Source organism: Campylobacter sp. TTU-622, assembly GCF_016598965.1.
Classification (GTDB): Bacteria; Campylobacterota; Campylobacteria; order Campylobacterales; family Campylobacteraceae; genus Campylobacter_D.
Window position 1 is genome coordinate 1 of the sequence record NZ_JAENKR010000099.1, and the last position, 4,295, is coordinate 4,295.

Below are 4,295 nucleotides of genomic sequence, written 5' to 3' on the forward strand. Positions count from 1 at the left end.
ATGATCAAGATTATCAAAGTTATAGATATTTTACGATAAAAGTTATTGCAGTAGTTGTAATATGTATCTTGATTTTACTTTATATTTTTATTTTTAAAAAATTAAAACCTTTAAAAGCTTTAAAAAAACAAATTGATAAATTTGCTCTTAATAAGCTTGATACAATTGAAGATGTAAGCAATGGGCAAGATGAAATTTCTCAAGTTGCTAATGCTTTTTATTTGGCTATAGTGCAAATTAGAAAACTTAATCAATCGCGTCAGTTTTTTTTAAGAAATATTATGCATGAGCTTAAAACTCCAATTACTAAAGGTTTAATTACACTAGAAATGCTTGAAGATAATAAATATAAAAGTCGCTTAGAGGGAATATTTAATCGTCTTGAAATTCTAATTAATGAATTTGCTGCGATTGAGCAAATTACTTCAGGTGCTGCTTTTATCAATAAAAAAAAATATAATATTTTAGATATTTTAGATGAAGCCAAAGAAATAGCAATGAACGATGATAAAAATATTAAAATTTCTATAAAAGAAAGTTTTTTTGTTAGTGTTGATTTTAAACTTTTTACAACAGCAATTAAAAATATGATTGATAATGGAGTGAAGTATTCTAAGGAGCATTTTTTGCAAATTGAAATTTCAAAAGATTTTATTTGTTTTAAAAATTATGGAGATAAACTAAATAACTCTTTAGAGTATTATACTCAGGCTTTTACTCAAGGTTCTAAGCAAAAGGATAGTTTTGGTTTAGGACTTTATATTGTAAATACTATTTTAGAATCTCATTGTATAAAACTTGAATACAATTATCAAGATGGAGCAAATTTATTTTATTTTAAAAATTTGGAAAATATTATTATAAAAGATTAGTTTAATTCTTTTGAATAAGCTTTTGTAAAATATTTCCAATAAAAAGCAGCAAATATAAAAATAATACCAAGCAAAGAAGTAATCATTTGCAGATTTAAACCCCAATCAAATAAAATACCTATAAAAATAGAAACAATAGCACTAAAAGTAAGATAAACCATATCTGTGTAAGCTATAACTCTTCCATAATATTCTTTATCGCAGTTTTTTTGCACCATAGTATAAGTATAAGCCCAAAGAGATGAGGTAAAAAATCCTGCTGCTATTAGACCTAAAAAGGAAAGATAAAAATTAAATTGAGTTAAAGCCCAAAATATGATACCTACTCCTTGTCCAATATAAAAATAAACAAGAGTTTTGCTATTGATAAAACGACTTAAAATAATTGGTCCAATAGCTAAAGAACAAGCTCTAATTGCGTTAATAAAGCCTATTACTAAAGCAGCAGATAATACTTCTTTATATTGATGTTTGGCTAAGAGTGTCACTAAAGCATCATATGCAGTAATGCCAACAAAGGCGTGAAGCATTATAAGATGTAAAATAATTTTTTTTCTAAAGATATATAAGAATCCATCTTTTATCATAAAGATGAAATTATTTTGTTTTTTACGTTCAAAATCTGGAATGATTAATTTAGTAAGAAAAAAGATACCAATACCAATAAGAAAAACATCAAATAAAAAAGCATTTTGAATTCCAAGAAAATTAATAAAAATTCCAGCCATAGCCATACCAGCAGTATAAGAAACAGCCCATATAATGCTATGCATTTCATTAACGAGTTTTAATTCCTTAGCATTAAGTATTTTAGCAAGCAAACTCATTTCTGTTTGAAAATAAATTGAAGCAACGCAAAGTCTTAAAAAGATTAAAACAAATAAAAGCCAAAGCATACTAAGATCTTTAACAAAAATAAGCATAAAAATAGATATCAGTTCAAGACTTGCCATCGTTAATAATAATTTTTTAGGTTTATTTCTTTCAACGATGACCCCATTAATAGGCGCGAGTAAAACTCCTGGTAAAAAAGCAAGCATAGCACTTATTGAAATAGCCCAAGTTGGAGCATTTAAATTTACTAAAAGAGTATAAACTCCAGTTTGAGAAAACCAAGCTCCAAAATAAACGACAAACTGTACACTTGCCAAAATTCGTATGTTTTTATTATTTTTTAATAAATCTATATAATTCATAACTTATAATTATAACACAATTTTATATTTTTAAATGTTATAATATTTATTAGAGATTATAAATTAAGGAATAAGTTTTGAAGAAAAGACTTGAAAAAAAAGAAGCCCTAGATTTACTTGAAAATGCAAGCTTAATAGAACTAGGAGAGATGGCCTATAAAAAAAAATTAGAATTACACCCTGAAAAAATTACAACTTTTGTAGTAGATCGTAATATTAATTACACTAATGTTTGTTGTATTGATTGTTCATTTTGTGCTTTTTATCGTCATCATAAAGAAGATGATGCTTATATTTTAAGTTATGAAGAAATTGGTAAAAAAATTGAAGAGCTTAAAGCTATAGGTGGAACTCAAATTCTTTTTCAAGGTGGAGTTCATCCAAAACTTAAGATAGAATGGTATGAGGATTTGGTAGATTGGATTAAAAAAACTTACCCTGATATCACAATCCATGGTTTTTCTGCTGTAGAAATTGCTTATATTGCAAAAGCTTCTAAAATTCCTATTATTCAAGTTTTAAAAAGACTTCAAGACAAGGGTCTTTTTTCCATCCCTGGAGCTGGAGCTGAAATTTTAAGTGATAGAGTAAGAGATATTATAGCTCCAAATAAATGTGATGTAAAAACTTGGCTTGAAGTTCATAAAAACGCACATAAAATTGGCATGAAAAGCACTGCTACAATGATGTTTGGAACCGTAGAAACAAACGAAGAAATTATTGAACATTTAGAATATTTAAGAGAGCTTCAAGATGAAACAAATGGTTTTAGAGCTTTTATTTTGTGGAGTTTTCAAAGTGAAAATACTCTTTTAATTAAAAAACATCCTGAAATTTTAAAACAAAGTTCTAATCGTTATTTAAGATTACTTGCTTTATCAAGACTTTATTTGGATAATTTTAAAAATATTCAAAGTTCTTGGGTAACTCAAGGTTCTTTAATAGGACAACTTGCTTTAAAATTTGGAGCCAATGATTTAGGCTCTACTATGATGGAAGAAAACGTTGTTTCAGCAGCTGGAGCAAGTTATAAAATGAATCAAGATGAAATGATAAGACTTATCCAAAGCTTAGGTGAAAAAGCTGCTAAAAGAAATACGGCTTATGAAATTTTAGAAAGGTTTTAATGAAATTAGAATATTTAAATTTTAAAAATACAAAAATTCCTTTGATTTTTGAAGAAAATAATGATCTTCCGATTATAGTATTAAAATTAATTTTTAAAAATTGTGGTAGAAGTTTTGATTTGATACCAGGAACTGCAAGAATGTTGGTAAGAATTTTAAATGAGGGAGTAGATGATAATTTTTTTAAAGAATTAGAATTAAAAGCTATAAATCTCTCAGCTAGTAGCGGGTTTGAAACTTTAGAAATTAATCTTTCTTTATTAAAAGAGTATAAAGAATTTGCCTTTAAGTCTTTAGCTAATTTATTAGAAAAACCTCGTTTTAATGAAAAAATATTACAGAAAAATAAATTTCTTGCTTTAAGCGAATTAGCAAGTAAAAATAGTGATTTTGATTATTTAGCAAAGAATTTATTAAATTCTAATACATTTGATTATAAAGAATTTCAAAGCCCTAATGATGGAAATGAAGAAAGTATTAAGCAAATTACACTTAAAGATTTAAAAGACTTTTTTAAAAGACATTTAAATCTTAGCAATCTTATTATAACTTTAGGTGGAGATTTCGTAAAAAAAGATATACAAAAATTATTAGAACTTATTTTAAATCCTTTAGTTAAAGGAGAAAAAATTCCAGATAAAAAATTTAATCTTACCTCAAAGATAAAAGATGTTAGTTTAGTGCGTAAAGAAAGCGAACAAGCTTATATTTATTTTGCTTCTCCATTTTATGGAAATATTAAAGATAATGATATTTATATGGCTAAAATTTCTCATTTTATATTAGGGCAAGCAGGTTTTGGTTCTAGAATAATGGAAGAAATTCGCGTTAAAAGAGGACTTGCTTATTCAGCATATGCTATGCTTGATTTAAATTTATCATATAATCGTATTTTTGGATATTTACAAACAAAAAATGAAAATGCACAAGAAGCTAAAAAGATTATAAAACAAGTTTTTAATGAATTTGTTGAAAAAGGAGTTAATGAGGAAGAATTAAATCAAGCTAAAAATTTTTTACTTGGCAATACTCCTCTAAGATATGAGAGTTTAAGCAAAAGATTAAATATAGCATTTTATGAATTTTATAGAGATTTAGAA

General features: G+C 26.0%; 4 protein-coding genes. 3 read left to right on the forward strand and 1 reads right to left on the reverse strand.

Annotated features, from left to right (window positions below):
* On the forward strand, positions 1–872 hold an 872-nt coding region (locus JG677_RS07265; protein WP_200285979.1), incomplete at its 5' end, for an ArsS family sensor histidine kinase.
* Here the strand turns inward: JG677_RS07265 and JG677_RS07270 are convergent.
* Entirely contained in the window at positions 869–2,068 is a 1,200-nt protein-coding gene (locus JG677_RS07270) for an MFS transporter (RefSeq protein ID WP_200169370.1), read from the reverse strand. The two genes, JG677_RS07265 and JG677_RS07270, sit on opposite strands and share 4 nt — an antisense overlap.
* A 77-nt stretch (positions 2,069–2,145) precedes the next feature.
* Here JG677_RS07270 and JG677_RS07275 point away from each other — a divergent pair, with 77 nt between their 5' ends.
* On the forward strand, positions 2,146–3,195 hold the full coding sequence (locus JG677_RS07275; protein WP_200169371.1) for a dehypoxanthine futalosine cyclase: 1,050 nt from the start codon (positions 2,146–2,148) through the stop codon (positions 3,193–3,195).
* A partial coding sequence (locus tag JG677_RS07280; RefSeq protein ID WP_200285981.1) for a M16 family metallopeptidase occupies positions 3,195–4,295 on the forward strand: 1,101 nt, incomplete at its 3' end. The genes JG677_RS07275 and JG677_RS07280, both read left to right, overlap by 1 nt.

What these genes read in the sequence shown, in the direction of transcription:
- JG677_RS07270 (WP_200169370.1), bottom strand. Translation starts at nt 2,068, where the DNA reads ATGAATTATATAGATTTATTAAAAAATAATAAAAACATACGAATTTTG.